This window comes from Streptomyces sp. NBC_01408 (genome assembly GCF_026340255.1).
Lineage (GTDB): Bacteria > Actinomycetota > Actinomycetes > Streptomycetales > Streptomycetaceae > Streptomyces.
In genome coordinates, this window is the sequence record NZ_JAPEPJ010000002.1 from 1165575 (window position 1) to 1182027 (window position 16453).

At 71.9% G+C, this 16453-nt stretch carries 16 protein-coding genes; 5 read left to right on the forward strand and 11 right to left on the reverse strand.

Translation table 11 applies throughout. The features are described 5' to 3' along the window. Nucleotides 1-55: 55 nt before the first annotated feature. The gene (locus OG447_RS27410) at nt 56-724 is read left to right on the forward strand and encodes a DUF4386 domain-containing protein (RefSeq protein ID WP_266939997.1); all 669 of its coding nucleotides are present in this window, start codon (nt 56-58) and stop codon (nt 722-724) included. Here OG447_RS27410 and OG447_RS27415 read toward each other — a convergent pair. Together OG447_RS27415 and OG447_RS27420 are read right to left on the reverse strand one after the other, a co-directional pair. After that, complete coding sequence (locus tag OG447_RS27415; protein WP_266939998.1) at nt 671-877, reverse strand: hypothetical protein; 207 nt, start codon at nt 875-877, stop codon at nt 671-673. The two genes, OG447_RS27410 and OG447_RS27415, sit on opposite strands and share 54 nt — an antisense overlap. Nucleotides 878-997: 120 nt before the next feature. Next, nucleotides 998-1249 (reverse strand): helix-turn-helix domain-containing protein, encoded by a 252-nt coding sequence (locus tag OG447_RS27420; protein WP_266939999.1) that lies wholly within the window; start codon nt 1247-1249, stop codon nt 998-1000. Between the two features lie 64 nt (nt 1250-1313). Here OG447_RS27420 and map point away from each other — a divergent pair, with 64 nt between their 5' ends. Then, nucleotides 1314-2081 carry a type I methionyl aminopeptidase gene (map, locus tag OG447_RS27425; protein ID WP_266940000.1) on the forward strand — a complete coding sequence of 256 codons (768 nt, stop codon included), beginning with the start codon at nt 1314-1316 and terminating at the stop codon, nt 2079-2081. Between the two features lie 3 nt (nt 2082-2084). Here the strand turns inward: map and ggt are convergent, their stop codons facing one another. Beyond that, nucleotides 2085-3881 (reverse strand): gamma-glutamyltransferase, encoded by a 1797-nt coding sequence (gene ggt / locus OG447_RS27430; protein WP_266940001.1) that lies wholly within the window; start codon nt 3879-3881, stop codon nt 2085-2087. A 148-nt stretch (nt 3882-4029) separates the two neighbouring features. Between ggt and OG447_RS27435 the strand changes: the two genes are divergently transcribed. After that, nucleotides 4030-4758: a hypothetical protein gene (locus tag OG447_RS27435; RefSeq protein ID WP_266940002.1), complete on the forward strand. Its 729-nt coding sequence runs from the start codon at nt 4030-4032 to the stop codon at nt 4756-4758. Here the strand turns inward: OG447_RS27435 and OG447_RS27440 are convergent. From OG447_RS27440 to OG447_RS27465, 6 genes are all read right to left on the reverse strand, one after another. Beyond that, complete coding sequence (locus OG447_RS27440; protein WP_266940003.1) at nt 4718-5989, reverse strand: cytochrome P450; 1272 nt, start codon at nt 5987-5989, stop codon at nt 4718-4720. The two genes, OG447_RS27435 and OG447_RS27440, sit on opposite strands and share 41 nt — an antisense overlap. 66 nt (nt 5990-6055) lie before the next feature. Beyond that, entirely contained in the window at nt 6056-6589 is a 534-nt protein-coding gene (locus tag OG447_RS27445; RefSeq protein ID WP_266940004.1) for a hypothetical protein, read from the reverse strand. Then, complete coding sequence (locus tag OG447_RS27450; protein WP_266940005.1) at nt 6586-8031, reverse strand: HAMP domain-containing sensor histidine kinase; 1446 nt, start codon at nt 8029-8031, stop codon at nt 6586-6588. Before OG447_RS27450 ends, OG447_RS27445 begins: the two co-directional genes overlap by 4 nt. 6 nt (nt 8032-8037) lie before the next feature. Then, nucleotides 8038-8721, reverse strand: a complete 684-nt coding sequence (locus OG447_RS27455; protein ID WP_266940006.1) for a response regulator transcription factor — start codon at nt 8719-8721, stop codon at nt 8038-8040. Between the two features lie 40 nt (nt 8722-8761). Then, a complete protein-coding gene (gene murJ / locus OG447_RS27460) occupies nt 8762-10372 on the reverse strand; it encodes a murein biosynthesis integral membrane protein MurJ (protein ID WP_266940173.1) in 1611 nt (536 codons plus the stop codon). A gap of 194 nt (nt 10373-10566) precedes the next feature. Continuing rightward, nucleotides 10567-11730: a peptidoglycan bridge formation glycyltransferase FemA/FemB family protein gene (locus OG447_RS27465; RefSeq protein ID WP_266940007.1), complete on the reverse strand. Its 1164-nt coding sequence runs from the start codon at nt 11728-11730 to the stop codon at nt 10567-10569. 252 nt (nt 11731-11982) lie between these two features. Between OG447_RS27465 and OG447_RS27470 the strand changes: the two genes are divergently transcribed. Beyond that, nucleotides 11983-13149: an Ig-like domain-containing protein gene (locus OG447_RS27470; protein ID WP_266940174.1), complete on the forward strand. Its 1167-nt coding sequence runs from the start codon at nt 11983-11985 to the stop codon at nt 13147-13149. 142 nt (nt 13150-13291) lie between these two features. Beyond that, a complete protein-coding gene (locus tag OG447_RS27475) occupies nt 13292-14887 on the forward strand; it encodes a CocE/NonD family hydrolase (protein WP_266940008.1) in 1596 nt (531 codons plus the stop codon). A 36-nt stretch (nt 14888-14923) separates the two neighbouring features. On the opposite strand, the gene OG447_RS27480 is transcribed toward OG447_RS27475, so the two are convergent. Continuing rightward, a complete protein-coding gene (locus tag OG447_RS27480; RefSeq protein ID WP_266940010.1) occupies nt 14924-15802 on the reverse strand; it encodes an amino acid ABC transporter permease in 879 nt (292 codons plus the stop codon). Continuing rightward, the gene (locus OG447_RS27485; RefSeq protein WP_266940011.1) at nt 15799-16443 is read right to left on the reverse strand and encodes an amino acid ABC transporter permease; all 645 of its coding nucleotides are present in this window, start codon (nt 16441-16443) and stop codon (nt 15799-15801) included. The genes OG447_RS27480 and OG447_RS27485 overlap by 4 nt, the downstream gene beginning before the upstream one ends. Nucleotides 16444-16453: the final 10 nt, after the last annotated feature.

Genomic DNA, 16453 nt, shown 5'->3' on the forward strand with positions numbered 1-16453 from the left:
ACGGTTGCCGCGAGGTGTACGGCGTACACCTCTTCGTGGGTCGAGAGGACCGAAGATGAGCTCAGACAGAAGGACCGCGACGGTCGCGGGCGTGCTGTTCCTGGTGACCGAGGTCGCCGCGATCGGGGGGCTGGCCCTCTACCAGCCCGTACTGGACGGGGCGGCGGGCACCCTCGCCCCCGGCGCCGACACCTCGGCGTTCCTCGGGGCCCTGTGCGAACTGGTCCTCGTGGCCGCCGTCATCGGCACCGGGGTCGCACTGTTCCCCGTCATCAAGAGGCGGCACGAGGGGATGGCGCTGGGGTACGTGTGCTTCCGCTTCCTGGAGGCCGTCGTCATCACCGTCGGCACCCTCGGCGTCCTGACTCTCGTGACGCTGCGCCAGGACCCGGCAGGCGCGGCAGGCGCGGCGGGCGCCGACCAGGCCCTCGTGGCCCTGCACGACTGGACCTTCCTGCTCGGGCCGAACTTCGCCCTGGGCCTGAACACGGCACTGCTGGCGTACCTGATGTACCGCTCGCGGCTCGTGCCCCGGTTCATCGCGGTGCTGGGACTGGTCGGGGGCCCGCTGATATGCGCCTCGGCGGTCGCCGTGACGTTCGGGCTCTACGAGCAGATCTCCGCGGTGGGATCGGCCGCGGCCGTCCCGGTGTTCGCCTGGGAGGTGGCGCTAGCCGTCCGGCTCATCGCCAAGGGGTTCGACCCGGCCCGGGCCGACGGCTGAACCGTCGCCGGAGCAGGCCGGACAGTCCTTCAGCGGCTCGCGGGCGGCCGTACGCCCGCCGGGGGCGGCGCAGGCGGCGAGCAGCAGGCCGCCCGCGAGGAGGGCGCCGACGAATCCGAGGCCGAGTTGCTCCGCTGCGTTCTTGGCTGACACGCCTTCACGCTTGCCCCGCGCGCCGCCGGTCCCCACCTGCCGATGGGCCGTTCGGACGCCGGGCCGCCGGGCCGCCGGGCCGCCGGGCCGTCCGTACGGGACGGCTCAGACCGGGACGACTCAGACCGGGACGAAGGCGCAGCGGCGCAGTACGTCGTCCAGGGAGAGGCTGAGCGCTTCGGCGAGGGCCGCGACCGTGAAGAAGGCGGGGGTGGGCGCCCGGCCCGTCTCGATCTTGCGGAGGGTCTCGGCGGAGAGCCCGGCGCTGGCGGCGACCTCGACCATGCTGCGGCCGCCGCGGGCCTCGCGCAGCAGCGCGCCCAGACGCTCGCCGCGCTCGCGCTCTTCGGGGGTGAGAGGGGTACGGACCATGACCTCATACTACCCCGCCCCCCAATAACTATCCCGTTAAAGTTATACCGGTATAGTTATTGGCATGGTGAAACTCAAGACAGAGCAGTCGATCGACGAGATGCGCGCCCCGGGCCGGGTCGTCGCCCACGCCCTGGCCGCCGTACGGGACCGGGCGCGGGTCGGCGTCTCCCTGCTGGAACTGGACGGGACGGCCCGCGAGGTGCTCCGCGAAGCGGGCGCGAGCTCGCCCTTCCTCGGCTACCGGCCGCAGTTCGCGCCGGTGCCCTTCCCCGCCGTGATCTGCGCCTCGGTCAACGACGCGATCGTGCACGGCATCCCCGGCGGCTACCGGCTGCGCGACGGCGACCTCGTCAGCATCGACTGCGGGGCGAAGCTCGGCGGCTGGGCCGGCGACGCGGCCGTCAGCTTCACCGTCGGCCGGGCCCGCCCCGCGGACCTGCGGCTGATCGAGACCGCCGAGGCGGCCCTCGCCGCGGGCATCGGGGCCGCGCTGCCCGGCAACCGGATCGGGGACATCGCCCACGCCATCGGCACGGTCTGCCGCGCCGCCGGGTACGGCATCCCCGACGGCTTCGGCGGCCACGGAATCGGCCGCGACATGCACGAGGACCCGGGCGTCCCCAACGAGGGCCCGGCGGGGCGCGGCATGAGGCTGCGCGCCGGGATGGTCCTCGCGATCGAGCCGATGCTGATCGCGGGCGGTACCGACGACTACACCTGCGACCCGGACGGCTGGACCCTGCGGACCATCGACGGCAGCCGCGCCGCGCACGCGGAGCACACGGTCGCGATCACCGCCGACGGCCCGCGGATCCTCACCGCCCTCTGAGCGTTACGGGTTCCCGCGCGGGTGGACGACCATCGCCGAGCCGCCGCCCCGCCGGGTCGTCTCGGCCGCCGCCAGCCAGCGCCCGTCCGGCAGCCGCTGGACGCCGGTGGCCGCGCCGATCTCGGGGTTCAGCCGGAAGCCGTGGCCGATGGCCTCCAGTTCGGCGCGCACCGGGCTGTTCCACAGCCCCGGCTCCAGTTCGGTGGTGGTCTGGTTGCGCTGGCTGGCCCGGGGCGCGGCGATCGCGTCGACCAGCGGAAGGCCCCGGTCCAGGTGTCCGGTCAGGGTCTGGAGGACGGTGGTGATGATGGTGGCTCCGCCCGGGGAGCCCACCGCCAGGACCGGCTTCCCGTGCTCCAGCACGATGGTCGGGGACATGGACGAGCGCGGCCGCTTGCCGGGTCCGGGCAGGTTCGGGTCGGGGACACCGGGGGCGGCCGGCGCGAAGGAGAAGTCGGTCAGTTCATTGTTGAGCAGGAAGCCCCGTCCCGGGACGGTGATCGCGCTGCCGCCCGTGGACTCGATGGTCAGGGTGTAGGAGACCACGTTGCCCCACCGGTCGGCGACCGTCAGGTGCGTGGTGTTCTCGCCCTCGTAGGTGGTCGGCGCGGCCCGCCCGGTCGTGGCGCACGGCACCGGGTTCCGCGGGTCGCCGGGGGCCAGCGGGCTGGTCAGCGCCCGGTCCGGGGTGATCAGGCAGGCGCGCGAGTCGGCGAACCGCTGGGAGAGCAGTTCCCGGGTCGGCACGTCCTCGGCGGCCGGGTCGCCGACCCAGCGGCCCCGGTCGGCGAAGGAGATCCGTGAGGCCTCGATGAAGCGGTGCAGGTACTGGGTCTCGGAGAGGGCGCCGAGATCGGTCCGCTCCAGGATGTTCAGCGCCTCGCCGACGGTGGTGCCGCCCGAGGAGGACGGCGCCATGCTGTAGACGTCCAGGCCCCGGTAGCTGATCCGGGTCGGGTCCTGCCGTTCGGTCGCGTAGGCGCGCAGGTCGCCGGTGGTCAGGTCGCCGGAGCGGACGTTGCGGGTGGCGGCGGGGTCGACCGGGGGTTTGCGGACGGCCTGGACGATGTCCTCGGCGATCGGCCCCCGGTAGAGGGCCCCGGTCCCCTTTCGGCCGAGTTCCGCGTAGGTCGCGGCGAGGTCGGGGTTCTTGAAGGTGGAGCCGACCACGGGCAGGGCGCCGCCGGGCAGGAACAGCTCGCGGGTGTCGGGGAAGTCCCGGAAGCGGGCCTCGTTGGCCTCGGTCTGGGCCCGGAAGGTGGCGTCCACGGTGAAGCCCTCGCGGGCCAGTTTCTCGGCGGGCTTGAGCAGTTGGCGCAACGGGCGGGTGCCCCAGGAGTCGAGGGCGCTCTTCCAGGTGGCCGGGGTGCCCGGGACGCCGACTGCGCGGCCGCTGGTCTGGCCCTCGGCGAACGGGATGGGGAGGCCGTTCTCCTGGAAGAGGGCGGAGGTGGCCGTCGCCGGGGCGGTCTCCCGGCCGTCGATGGTCCGCACCTGGCGGGAGGCGGCGTCGTAGTGGACGAAGTAGCCGCCGCCCCCGATGCCCGCCGAGTACGGCTCGGTGACCCCGAGCACGGCGGCCGTCGCGATCGCCGCGTCCACGGCGTTGCCGCCGGAACGCAGGACGGCGATCCCGGCGGCGGAGGCGTCGGCGTCGACACTGGCGACGGCCCCGCCGTAGCCCGTGGCCACCGGCACCTTGGCCGGGGTGGCCGGGCCCGGAGGCGGGGCGGCCCCGGTCGAGACGAGTGCGGCGGCGACGGCCAGCAGCGGTAGCGTACGGGCGGCGGAACGGTGCATCCGGACCTCCAGTGGCAGCGTGCGCCGAGCCTAGCGGCCGCCCCGCCGTCCCGTCAGGACGTCGGCCCTGCCGTGCCGTTCACGGCCCGGGGCGCCGGCCGGGTACCGGCCGCTGACCCCGGGCACCGGATGCCTTAGCATCCCGCGCATGAACGACGACGTGCGCAACATCGTGCTCGGGGTGATAGCCACCGCCTTCAGCGGCGGCCTCGGCTGGTTCTCCCGGACCTACCTCTGGCGGCGCGCGCTCCGCCGCAAGCAGGCGTTCTTCGGCCTGCCGACCGGCTCCGACTGCCTGTTCGTGGTCAACCGGCAGATGGGCGGCACCGATTCGTCCCTGCACCGCAACGACGCCTTCGCCCTGCTGGAGATCTCCTCCCTGATCAAGGACTGCGGGGCGAACGTCCAGATCGTCACCCACGACGCGGCCCGGCAGGGCTTCGGCGAACGCGCCGAGTTCTGCGTCGGCGGGCCGACCTCCAATGTCCGGACGACCGCGCACCTGGCCTCCATGCTGCCCGGAGTACAGACTGACGTCGGCCTCCCGTCGGGCCATCCGGACCGCGCGGCCATCCGGATCGGCGGGGAGGCGTACCGCTGGGTGAAGGGGCAGGTCGAGTACGTCCTGCTGGCGCGGCTGACGACCGGTCAGGGCTCCCGTCCGGTGTTCCTGCTGTCCGGACAGACCGCCAACAGCAACCAGGCCGGAGCCCGCTACCTCGCCCGGCACCACCAGCGCCTCGCCCGAAAATACGGCAACACGTCGTTCTGCCTCCTCCTGAAGGTGATCAACTCCGATGCCTACGGGCCCGATGTGACGGAGCTGGTGGCGGACGTCACCGGGCCGGCCCGGACACCCGAACCGGCAGCCGCGTGATCCCGTTGATGAAGTTCGACACCAGCCGCCTGGGCGGGCCCGCCGGTTCCGGCACGGGCATGGTCGCGCACCACTCCTCGTAGAAGGTGCGCAGCTGGAGCCGGGCGAAGTGGGCACCGAGGCAGACGTGCGGGCCGTCCCCGAAGGAGACGTGCGGGTTGGGCGTCCGGCCGAGGTCGAGGCGGCCGGGGTCGGTGAAGACGCGCTCGTCGTGGTTGGCGGAGGCGTGGAAGACCACGACCTTGTCCCCGGCCCGGATCCGCTGCCCGGCGAGTTCGTGGTCGACGGCGGCCGTGCGGCGGAAGCTGAGCACCGGCGGGTGGACCCGCAGGAGTTCCTCCACGGCCCCGTCCACCGGGACCTCCCGCGCCGCGAGTCGCCGGTAGGCGTCGGGGGCGTGGGCGAGTGCGAGCAGGCCGCCGGGAGCGGCGCTGCGCACGGTGTCGTTGCCCGCGACGGTCAGCAGGAAGAAGAACATCTCCAGTTCGGCCGGGTCCAGTCCGGCGTGGGCGAGCGCCGTCATCACGTCGTCGCCGGGGTGTTCGAGCTTGTGCGCGGCGAGTTCGCGGGCGTACGCGAACATCTCGCCGAGCAGGGCCGGTGAGCGCGGGTTGAGCGGCTTGCCGTCCGGGCCGGGCACCGGCGCCGGGGCGTCCTCGGGATCCTGGTAGCCGATGATCCGTACGGTCCACTCCAGCAGCAGGGCGCGGTCGGCGGCGGGGACGCCCAGCAGGTCGGTGAGGTTCAGCAGGGCGTACTCGTCGGTGACGGTGCGCACGAGGTCGGCGGCGCCGTCCTCGGCCCCCTCCCGCGACGCGGCGAGCAGGGCGCGGGCGCGTTCCCGTACCCGGCCGGCGAAGGCGTCGACGCGGGCCGGGGTGAAGGCGCGGGAGACGAGCCGGCGCAGCCGGCCGTGCTCCCCGAAGGCTGCTGCCGGGTCCTGGTTGAGCATGGTGCGGCGCAGGAAGGGCAGGTCGGCCGGGTCCGGGTCGCGGATCTGGGTGGCGCCCAGCCAGGAGGAGTACGTGCGGTGGTCGCGCAGGACGCGGACGACGTCGGCGTGCCGGGTGACCGCCCAGAAGCCGGGCCCGGCGGGCCAGCCCGCGATCTCGGGCTCCGGCTGCCAGGCCACGGGATGGTGCTCGCGCAGCAGCCGGTAGCGCTCGTGGGGGATGCCCTCGGCGTAGATGCGGGGGTCGAAGACGTCGGGGACGTCCGCGGCGTGATCCATGGGGTCACGGTGGCGGGTGCGCGGCCCCGCACGCAAGGGCGCGGCCGGCGAGCGGCCCCGCACACGTCAGCGCCGCGTCCTGCACTGGGCGGCCGGGAGGGCGGTGTCGGTGCCCTCCAGGACGACCGGGCTGAGGACGTCCGGCACGACGGAGACGCCGACGGTGCACACCAACTGGCTGCGGGCCAGTTCCGACAGGCTGCCCACGGCGAACGGCAGACGGACCGTCATCCCGTGGTCCGACGTGTACTCGCCCACCGACGCCCCCTCCGCCTGCCCGTCGGGCAGCCGGGGCAGCGCCGTGGTGAGCCCGGCCTCCTGAGCCGGCCCCATGGGGCCGTCCAGCAGCAGCCGCAGGAGCGCCGAGGGCGCGATGGTGTAGCCGCCGTCGAACATGAACGGGACCGGGACGAGCCGGTCGCCCTCCTTGGAGACGAAGTAGAGGACGACGCCTTTGCCGCTGGGGGCCTTGACGGTGGCGGCATGGCCGCTCTCGATCACCCCGGTGGTCTTGATCCCGCATCCGGCGAGCAGCAGGGCGCAGCCCGCCAGTGCCGCCGTGACCGCCGCGGCCCGGGACCTCGCCTTCCGCCCCGTCATACGCGGGCCTCCAGCGGCATGTCGAGGGTGAAGAGGGCTCCCCCGGAGGGGCCGTTGCCCGCCCGGAGGGTGCCGCCGTGCAGGCGGACGTTCTCCAGGGTGATGGCGAGTCCGAGGCCGCTGCCGGCGGAGCGGGTGCGGGCCGCGTCGGCCTTGAAGAAGCGGTCGAAGATGTGCGGCAGCACCTCCGGGGCGATGCCGGGCCCGCTGTCGGCGACGTCGATCAGCAGCCGTTCGCCGTCCTCGCCCGGTGCGGTCCGCACGGTGACGCGTACGGGGGCGCCGCCGTGCCGCAGGGCGTTGCCGACGAGGTTGGCGAGGACCACGTCGAAGCGGCGCGGGTCGAGCCGGGCGCGTACCCCGCACGGCAGCTCGGTGACGACGCGGTCGTCGTCCCAGTGGCGCCGTTCGAGGGTCTTGCGCACGGCTTCGGCGATGTCCACGTCGTCGAGGTTGAGCTCGGCGGCCCGGGCGTCGAAACGGGAGATCTCCATCAGGTCCTCGACGAGGACGGCGAGTTTGCCGGTCTCGGCGCTCACCAGGCGCAGGGCCTTGGCGGTGTCGGCGTCCAGGCGCGCGGCGTCCTCGTCGAGGACCTCGGTGACGGCGAGCATCCCGGCGAGGGGGGTGCGCAGTTCGTGGGAGACGTCGGAGGCGAAGCGGCGGGCGCGGGTCTCCGCGTCCCGGAGCTCGCTCACCGACTGCTCCAGGGCGCGGGCGGTCTCGTTGAAGGTGCGGGCCAGTCCGGCGAGTTCGTCGGCGCCCCGGACCTCGATGCGGGTGTCGAGGCGGCCGCGGCCCAGCCGCTGGGCGGCCCGGCGCATGTCGCGGACCGGCCTCAGCACGCTGCGGGCGGCCAGCAGCGCGGGGACGATGGCGATGGCCAGCCCCGGGACGGCGCCCTGCTGGGCGGCGTCGACCATGGCCTGGACGGTCTGCTTCTCGGTGGCGAGCGGGATGCTGGCGAAGAAGACGGCCCCGGTGGGTTCGGTGTAGCCGTTGTGCTCGAAGAGGGCGGGGACCCCGATGGTGAGCCAGGAATTGCCGCGCTGGTCCTCGACGCGCTGGAAGGCGGTGTACTGGTCGCTGCGGACCCTTTCGCGCAGGCTGTCGGTGATCACCGTGGAAGTGGGCGTGGCGGGGTTGGTGGAGGTGCGGAAACCGCCGTACTCGCCGAAGACGATCCACGGGTGGGGTTTGCCGCGCTTGCCGAGTTCGGTGACGACGCGCTGGAGCTCCTGCTGGCTCATGGGGAGGCGGATCTCCTGCTGCTCGACCTGGTCCCGCAGGGTGTTGACGGCGGTGTCCTGGGTCTGCTTGAGGATGGCGTTGCGCGCCTGCTGGTAGGTGAGGGCGGCGGTGGTGACCGCGCTGATCGCGGCGACCAGCAGGAAGGCCGCGATCAGCCGGGTGCGCAGGCCGAGGGGCGCGATGCGTCGCACGGACGCCTACAGGGGGCCGAAGCGGTAGCCGAAGCCCCGCACCGTCTGGATGTAACGGGGGCTGCCCGCGGGGTCCTCCACCTTGTGGCGCAGCCGGCGCACGCAGGCGTCCACGAGCCGGGCGTCGGCGTGGTAGCTGTGGTCCCAGACGTACTCCAAGAGCTGCTGGCGGGAGAAGACCTGCTCGGGCGAGGCCGACAGGTGCAGCAGGAGCTTGATCTCACTGGGGGCCAGGGGGACGCGTTCGCCGTTCTTGGCGACGGTCAGTCCCGCGCGGTCGATGGCCAGCTCGCCGTGGGACTCGACCCCGGGGCGGTTGCCGGCCGGGTCCTGGAGGCGGCGCAGCACCGCCTTGACGCGGGCCTCTATGACCTCGGTGCGGGCGGGTTTGACGATGTAGTCGTCGGCGCCGGCCTCGAGGCCGATGACTATGTCGAAGTCGTCACCGCGGGCGGTGAGCATGATGATCGGGACCTCGCTGGTCTCGCGGATGCGGTGGCAGACCTGGACGCCGTTCATCCCGGGCAGCATGAGGTCGAGCAGGACGAGTTCGGGGCGGAAGCTCCCCATCAGGGCGAGGCCCGCCTCGCCGGTCTCCGCGGCGCTGACCTCGTGGCCGCGGCGGCGCAGGCCCAGGCCCACTCCCTCCCGGATGGAAGGGTCGTCCTCGATCAGCAGTACGCGTGGCATCCGGTCAGTATCCAGGGTGTTCGGTGGGCCTGTCCTCCCGCTAACGGCGGATCTTGCGCCGCAGGGAGTCCAGCAGGTCGGTGATCTCCGTCAGGCGCAATGGCCCGGCGAGGAGGACGACGACCAGGGCGATCGCCGCGGTTCCCGCCCCGGCCGCGGCGAAGTTCCCGAAGGGGTCGGCGGCGTGGGCGGCCGCGTACCCGGCGGCGGCCGCGGGCAGGCAGGCGGCCAGCATGCGCAGGTGGGTGCGCAGGGCCGTCGCGCGGCGTTCGTTACGGGTGCCCGCGCGGGGACCGAGCCTGCGGGCGAGGGCGTACGCGGTCACGGCGGCGCCCGCGGTGAAGGCTACGGAGGAGGCCGCGGCCATGCCGGTGACCGCCCACCGCGGGGAGAGCAGGAAGTACGCGGCGGCGGACAGGGCGGCGTTCAGCCCGGCGATGACCAGGTTGAGGAAGAAGGGGGTGCGGGTGTCGGAGAGGGCGTAGAAGCCGCGCGAGAGCACGTACTGCGCGGAGAAGGCGATCAGGCCGGGGGCGAAGGCGACGAGCATGCCCGCCATGACCTCGATGTCGGCGGCGCCAGTGCGGCCGTACTCGAAGACGCTGCCGATCACCCAGGGGGCGAGGGCGGCGAAGACGGCGGCGGCGGGCACGACCAGCGCGGCGCTGGAGCGCAGCGCGTACGAGACCTCCCGGCGCACGGTGGTGAGGTCGCCGTCGGATGCGGCCGAACTCATCCGGGGCATCAGGGCCGTGACGAGGGAGACGGTGATGATGCCCTGGGGGACGATCCACAGCTGGTAGGCGTTGCTGTAGGCGGTGTAGCCGGCGCCGCCCGCGAGGCCGGCCTCGACGGCGTTGGCTCCGGTGGTCGTGGAGAGCCGGGTGACGACCCAGTAGGCGATCTGGTTGGTGAAGACGAGCAGGACCAGCCAGCCCGCGTTGCGCAGCGGACGGCCGAGGCCGCTGCCGCGCCAGTCGAAGCGGGGGCGCCAGCGGAAGCGGGCGGCGCGCAGCGAGGGGATCAGCGCGAGGGCCTGGACGACGATGCCCGCGGTGGTGCCGAGGCCGAGGAGGCGGGTGTCGGCGGCGGTCAGGCCGCCCGCACCCGCCGGGCTGTCGTGCGAGACGTAGAGGAAGAGCCCGAAGACACCGATGATCACGAAGTTGTTGAGGACCGGGGTCCACATCATCGCGCCGAACCGGCCGCGGGCGTTCAGCACCTGCCCGAGCAGGGTGAACAGCCCGTAGAAGAGGATCTGCGGCAGGCAGTACCGGGCCAGGGCCACGGTGGTGCTCGCCTGGGCCCCGCTGTAGTCGGTGTAGGTGGAGACGATCAGCGGGGCGGCGAGGACCGCCACGGCGGTGAGCGTCAGGAGCGCCACCGTGCAGGCGGTCAGCAGCCGGTCGGTGTAGGCGGAGCCACCGTCGGCGTGCTCCTTGGCGGCGCGGACCAGCTCGGGGACGAAGACGGCGTTGAGCGCGCCGCCGATGAGCAGCATGTACAGGATGTTCGGCACGGTGTTGGCGACGGCGTAGCTGTCGCCGAGCAGTCCGGTGCCCAGCGCGGCGACGACGACGGCGGAGCGGACGAAGCCGGTGGCACGCGAGACCACGGAACCGGCCGCCATGAGCGCGCCGCTGCGCAGCACCGAGCTCTTCGCCGGGGCGGGGGACGGTGCGGGGGCGGGGGACGGGGCGGGGCCCGGGACGCGGGCGGCCGCGGACCCGGCGGCGGAAGCCGCCGCCGCACCGGTGGCTGCCGTGGAGTCCGTCGCCGCCCCGGTGGCCGCGGCCCCGGTGGCCGTCGTGCCCGCAGAGGGACCCGTAGCCGTGGTGCCGTGGTTCACCGGCGGGCCAGGTACGCCTGGAAGGCCTTGTAGAGCGCCGTGTTGGCGTATCCGTCCATCGGGGTCTCCCACTCGCCGAGCGTCTCGACGATCTGTCCGCCGGTGCCGAGCTTCCAGCGCAGCAGCCCGAAGGAACGGTCGTCGGGGTCAAGGGTGGAGGGTACCCCGCGCATGTCGTACTCCTCCGCGCCGAGGGCGTGGGCGTCGCACATCATGCGCCACTGCAGGGCGTTGCTGGGCCGCACCTCGCGGCGGTGGTCGGCGGAGGCGCCGGTCTGGTACCAGACCCGGCTGCCGGCCACGATCATCGTGTGCGCGGCGAGGACCTCGCCCTGGTGGACGCCCAGGTAGAGCCGCATCCGGCCGGGCTCCTCGGCGTTGAGGACCGCGTACTGCTGCTCGTAGTACGCGAGGGAGCGGCCGAGCCGGAAGCCGTCGCGCTCCTCGGTGATCCGCAGCAGCCGGTAGAACTCGGGGAGGTCTGCGGCGGTGCCGACGACCGTCTCCACACCGGCCTTCGTGGCCTTGCGCACATTGCGCCGCCACTCCTGGTTCAGTCCGGACCACAGGTCGTCGAGGGAGCGGCCCGCCAGTGGTACGCGGAAGACGTGGCGGGGCTGGGCGTCGCCGTCGCTCTCGCCGCCGCACCGCTTCCAGCCCCGGGTGCGCAGCCGGTCGGCGAGCGCCGCGCCGACCGGGTCGACCTCGGTGGCCAGCACGTCGGATATCTGCCGTCCTGGCCCGGTGGCGGACTTGGCGGTGGCGGCGTCCCAGCGGCGGTAGGCGGGGGTGGGACCCATGCGGACGGCGAAGGCGCCGGATGCGCGCAGGTGGCGGATGAACGGGTCGAGCCAGCGGTCGATGCGCGGGTCGGACCAGTCGGCGACGGGACCTTCGGGCAGATAGGCGAAGTATTTACGGGTGCCGGGGAATTGGCGGTAGAGCACGAGCCCGGCACCCTCGATCTCCCCGCCGGGGTAGTGCCATCCGACCCTTTCCGAGCGCCAAAGGTCCTTTACTCCGGCCCAGGAGGGGTACTGGAGAAAGCTCGCCCTGCCGTGCCGGCCGAGGAATTCCCGGTATTCGGGGACGGACAGGGAACGCACCGTCAGCTCTTGGTCCTGGTGCCGCTGGGCGGGGGTCACGAGCAGTGCGCACATGGCTGATCGGCCTTCCTGTACGTCTCCTGGGCGGGGATGCACAGGACTCTCACAGCCGTCCGTGACCGAAGCGCGCGGCGATTGTGACCGGACGATGACCGTTCTGCTGCGGTCCAGGTCACAACTGAAAGGACGATCTTTTCTGCGGATTACGCAACCTAGAGTCGTGCCGTTCGCATCTACATGTGCGAAACGGTTGATACCACCGCTACTCGAAGGGGCCCTTCGTTGAGCCGCATACGCCGCACCGCCATGGCGGGTACCGCACTTCTGGCCGCCGCGCTGACCGCCTGCTCGGGCGGGAGCGGGAGCGGCGCCGCCGACGGCAAGGCCGAGTTGAAGCCGAAGTCCGACATGGCGGTCTCGGTGAACCTGACGGGCGATCAGGTGAAGGCGGGCGAGCCGGTCACGGTGACCGTGGCCGAGGGCAAGCTGGCCCAGGTGAAGGTGACCGACGCCAAGGGCGCGGAGCTTCCGGGGAAGATAGCCGACGACGGGAAGACCTGGACCTCGGAGCGCAACGCCGCGCCCGGCGCGGAGTACAAGGTCGAGGCGCAGAACACCGAGAGCCAGAGCGCCACCACGCAGTTCAAGACCAGCCCCGCCGACAAGGTGAACAAGGTCTCGATCAACCTGCCCAAGGGCAGCACCGTGGGCGTGGCCATGCCTGTCTCGCTCGTCTTCGACAACCCGGTGACGAACAAGGCCGAGGTGGAGAAGCAGCTCAAGGTCACCACCTCGAACAACACCGAGGGCTCCTGGGGCTGGATGAAGGACTACTCCGGCAACGACCGCGTCGACTGGCGGCCCAAGGAGTACTGGAAGTCCGGCACCGACGTGAAGGTCGACATGAACCTGAACGGCGTGGACTCCGGCAAGGGCGGCGGCCTGTTCGCCCGGGACTACAACACCGAGTTCAAGATCGGCAAGGACCGGCGGATCGAGGTCAGCCTCGACGCGAAGAAGATGTCGGTGACCGAGGACGGCCAGGCGCTCAAGACGATCCCGGTCTCGGCGGGCACTCCCGGCGGCAAGAAGGCCTCCTGGTCCGGGAAGATGGTGATCATGACGAAGGAGGGCACCATCCGGATGGACTCCCAGACGGTGGGCCTGGACGACGCCTACGACAAGATGGTCGACTACTCGATGCGGCTCACCTGGTCCGGCATGTACGCGCATGCCGCACCGTGGAACGCCGGCAGCTTCGGCCGCGCCAACACCAGTTCGGGCTGCGTGGGGATGAGCGACGGCGACGCGAAGGACTTCTTCGCGCAGTCCCAGATCGGCGACCCCTTCGAGGTGGTCGGCGGGGGCTCGAAGGGCAACGCCGAGCTGGGCAACGGCTACGGCGAGTGGAACCTGTCCTGGGACGACTGGAAGGCCAAGAGCGCGCTGACCGGCGGCGCCCAGAGCGGCTGAAGGCCGGCCGCCGGCCCGCCCCTCGACTTGACTCTTGTTCAATTGTTACCAGTACGTAACTTACTGGCGGGTTACCTCCAGTAAGGCCCTCCCGTTACCGTCGGGTCACTTTGACACCCCCGGCGTACGCGAGGAGTGACCGATGGAACGCACCACCACCGCCGCGGCCGTGGCAGCTCTGCTGGCGGCAGCCGCCCTGGGCCTGGCCCCCCACCAGGCACAGGCGGCTCCCGCACCCGCCGCCGTCGTCGGCGCAGCGGCCCCGGCCGCTTCCCCGGAACTGCGCTTCCACGACATTCCGGGCTCCGGCGGCATCACCCTCAAGGGCAACGTCTTCACGCCGGCCGACGCCGTGGACGGCCGGAAGTACCCGCTGATCGTGCTGCCCACCAGCTGGGGCATGCCGCAGATCGAATACATCGCCCAGGCCAAGAAGCTCGCCGACTCCGGCTACGTCGTGGTCAGTTACACCTCCCGGGGCTTCTGGCTCTCCGGCGGCGAGATCGAGGTGGCCGGCCCGCCGGACATCGCCGACGTCTCCGCCGTCATCGACTGGGCCCTCGCCCACACCCCCGCCGACGCGGACCGCATCGGGCTGGGCGGGGTCTCGTACGGCGCGGGCATCAGCCTGCTGGCCTCCGCGCACGACCCGCGCATCAAGGCCGTGGTCGCGCTCAGCGGCTGGGCCGACCTCATCGAGTCCATCTACTCCGGCCGCACCCAGCACCTCCAGGCGGCCGGGATGCTCGGCGCCGCCGGCTATCTCACCGGCCGGCCCGGCCCCGAACTCCAGGCACTCCTCGGCGACTTCCTCGGCTCCCGGCTGGACCGGGAGCCGCAGATGATCGAGTGGGGGAAGAAGCGGTCCGCCGCCGAGAAGGTGGACCGGATCAACGCCAACGGCGCCGCGATCATGCTGGGCAACGCCTGGGGCGACACGATCTTCCCGCCCAACCAGTACGCGGAGTTCTTCGAGAAGCTCACCGGCCCCAAGCGCCTGGAGTTCCGCCCCGGCGACCACGCCACCGCCGAGGCCTCCGGCCTGCTCGGCCTGCCCAACGACACCTGGACCAACGCCCACCGCTGGTTCGACCGCTACCTCAAGGGCGAGCGCAACGGGATCGACACCGAGGCCCCCGTCCAGCTGAAGTCCCGCAGCACCGACGGCTACGAGGGCTACGCCGACTGGAAGTCGGTCGGCTCCGCAGGCTCCGAGAGACTCGCGCTCTCCGACAGCGAGCACCTCTTCGCCAATGTCGACTCCGGCGCCAACGGCGGCATCCTCTTCCTCTCCAGCATCCTCGACCAGTTCGCCAAGGCTCCCCCGGCCGCCTCGATACCGCTCCTCCCCCGCGCCTTCGCCGCCGTCTGGCAGTCCGGTCGCTACGAGGAGGCCCGGCACGTGCGGGGCACGGTGAAACTGCACACCACCGTCACGCCCACCAAGGCCGACGGCACCTTCGTCGCGTACCTCTACGACGTCGGCCCGCTGGGCATCGGCAAACTGGTCAGCAACGCCCCGTACACCTTCCACGGCAAGACCCCCGGGCAGGCCTTCGGCGTGGACCTGGAGCTCTTCTCCACCGCCTACGACGTACCCGCGGGCCACCGGCTCGCACTCGTCATCGACACCGTCGACCCGCTCTACATCGAGCACAACCCCACCGGCGCGCAGCTGACCTTCTCCTCACCGCGCACCGATCCTTCGTACGTCTCGGTTCCGCTGCGCGAGCAGTGATCCACGGCTGCTGCCGGGCGGGACGGCTCCTGTGAGCTACCTCCCCGGCAGCACCGTCCCCGGTTCGGCGGGGGCCACCTCGACCGCCTTGGTCTTGTAGCTGCGCCGCTCCCGTCTGGCCACCCAGGTGGCGAACCAGGAGAGCAGCATGCACATCCCGATGTAGATGGGAGAGATGATCATCACGACGGGGATGAAGGGCAGGTCGTAGTCGAGGTTCGAGGCGATCAGTTTGCCCGCGTGCAGGAACTCCTCGTAGGTGATCAGGTAGCCGAGCGAGGTGTCCTTCAGTGCCACCACCAGCTGGCTGATGATGGTGGGCAGCATCGCGCGGACCGCCTGCGGGGCGAGGACGTAGGTCATCACCTGCGTCTTGCGCATGCCGAGCGCGTACGCCGCCTCGCGCTGCCCCTTGTCCACCGCGTTGACGCCGGTGCGGAAGACCTCGGCCAGCACGGAGCCGTTGTACAGGGTCAGGCCCGCCACCAGCGCGGGCAGCGGCTGGACCTTCAGCGCGACGAAGATGAAGAAGATCATCACCAGCACCGGCATGGCCCGGAAGAACTCCACGAACAGCGTGGCCAGCCAGCGCACCGGCCGGTGGACCGAGAGCCGGCCGGTGGCGAGCACCGCGCCGAGCAGGAGGGAGAGCACCGAGGCGTACGCGAAGGCCTTGAGGGTGTTGCCCAGGCCCCTGAGCACGAGCTCCTGGATGCCCGCGTAGGTGAAGGGGCTCCACTTGGTGGCGGTGAACTGGTTCGTGTCGAAGAGCAGGTAGAGCAGCCAGCCGGCCAGGGCCAGGATCACCACCGTGGAGGCGATCCCGTAGAGGAAGTGCCGGCGCTGGGCCCGCGGGCCGGGGATGTCGTAGAGGGCGGTGGACTCCGTGTCCCCGTGGAGCGCGTGCGCGGTCATCGGGCGACTCCGTAGCGCTTTTCCAGCACGTTGAAGAGCGCGCTGATGGACAGGGTGATGATCAGGTAGCCGACGGCGATCCAGACGAAGGTCCAGATGATGTTGTAGCCCAGCTCGCTGAGGGTCTTGTAGGTCCCGAGCAGCTCGTTGACGCTGAAGGCGCCGGCGATGGCGGAGTTCTTGGCCAGCGCGATCAAGGTGGAGCCGATGGGCGGGATGACGGAGCGGAAGGCCTGCGGGAGGACCACCGCGCCCAGGGTCTGGTCGAAGGTCATGCCGAGGCTGCGGGCGGCCTCGCCCTGGCCCTTGGGCACGGTGTTGATGCCCGAGCGCAGCGCCTCGCAGATGAAGGCGGAGGTGTAGCACCCCAGCGCCAGGACGGCGAAGACCTCGAAGGGCAGGACCAGGCCGAAGCGGGGCAGGCCCAGCAGGACGGCGAAGAAGAGCAGGGTCAGCGGGGTGTTGCGCAGCACGGTCACCCAGACCGTGCCGAAGACCCGCAACGAGCCGATGGGCGCGACCCGGAAGGAGGCCATCACGAAGCCCAGGACCAGGGCGAGCAGGGAGGCGTAGACGGTCAGTTCGACGGTGCCGAGGAATCCCTTCCCGTAGATCGCGAAGTTCTCGGTGAGTACGTACATGGCGGTGCCC

Coding starts and splice junctions, on each gene's coding strand:
- OG447_RS27475 (WP_266940008.1), top strand. CDS start 13,292: ATGGAACGCACCACCACCGCCGCGGCCGTGGCAGCTCTGCTGGCGGCA.
- map (WP_266940000.1), top strand. CDS start 1,314: ATGGTGAAACTCAAGACAGAGCAGTCGATCGACGAGATGCGCGCCCCG.
- OG447_RS27465 (WP_266940007.1), bottom strand. CDS start 11,730: ATGTGCGCACTGCTCGTGACCCCCGCCCAGCGGCACCAGGACCAAGAG.
- ggt (WP_266940001.1), bottom strand. CDS start 3,881: ATGCACCGTTCCGCCGCCCGTACGCTACCGCTGCTGGCCGTCGCCGCC.
- OG447_RS27445 (WP_266940004.1), bottom strand. CDS start 6,589: ATGACGGGGCGGAAGGCGAGGTCCCGGGCCGCGGCGGTCACGGCGGCA.
- OG447_RS27470 (WP_266940174.1), top strand. CDS start 11,983: ATGGCGGGTACCGCACTTCTGGCCGCCGCGCTGACCGCCTGCTCGGGC.
- OG447_RS27480 (WP_266940010.1), bottom strand. CDS start 15,802: ATGACCGCGCACGCGCTCCACGGGGACACGGAGTCCACCGCCCTCTAC.
- OG447_RS27420 (WP_266939999.1), bottom strand. CDS start 1,249: ATGGTCCGTACCCCTCTCACCCCCGAAGAGCGCGAGCGCGGCGAGCGT.
- OG447_RS27485 (WP_266940011.1), bottom strand. CDS start 16,443: ATGTACGTACTCACCGAGAACTTCGCGATCTACGGGAAGGGATTCCTC.
- OG447_RS27435 (WP_266940002.1), top strand. CDS start 4,030: ATGAACGACGACGTGCGCAACATCGTGCTCGGGGTGATAGCCACCGCC.
- OG447_RS27440 (WP_266940003.1), bottom strand. CDS start 5,989: ATGGATCACGCCGCGGACGTCCCCGACGTCTTCGACCCCCGCATCTAC.
- OG447_RS27410 (WP_266939997.1), top strand. CDS start 56: ATGAGCTCAGACAGAAGGACCGCGACGGTCGCGGGCGTGCTGTTCCTG.
- OG447_RS27455 (WP_266940006.1), bottom strand. CDS start 8,721: ATGCCACGCGTACTGCTGATCGAGGACGACCCTTCCATCCGGGAGGGA.